This window comes from Cupriavidus sp. 05T313 (assembly GCF_056396665.1).
Map to the genome: position 1 here is coordinate 1 of NZ_JBFTLX010000674.1, position 406 is coordinate 406.

General features: G+C 66.5%; 1 protein-coding gene. It reads left to right on the forward strand.

The window, feature by feature from the left end; all coding sequences use genetic code 11:
- On the forward strand, positions 1-406 hold a 406-nt coding region (locus AC1DKD_RS42310; protein WP_477144876.1), incomplete at both ends, for an MFS transporter.

Below are 406 nucleotides of genomic sequence, written 5' to 3' on the forward strand. Positions count from 1 at the left end.
CAGCTGACCCTGGTGGCGGTGAGCCTGGAGGTGTACCGGCTGACCCAGGACAGCTTCTATGTGGGCCTGCTGGGGATCTTTGCCCTGGTGCCCCTGGTAATTGGCGGCCTGATGGGTGGGTCCATCGCGGACGCGCACGACCGTCGCCGCATCGCCCTGCTGGCCTCCACCATCCTCTGGCTGACCACTGGGCTGATCGCGCTGCAGGCCTGGGTCCAGTTGGGCAACGTGTGGGTGCTGTATCTTCTGGTGGCACTGCAAAGCGGTGCCCAGGCCATCAACCAGCCGGCCCGCAGTGCCATTATCCCCATGCTGATCCGGAAGGAACTCCTGCCCGCGGCCAACGCGCTGAGCATGCTGTCCCTGGGCCTTGCGATGACCGCCGGTCCACTGCTGGCCGGAGTCC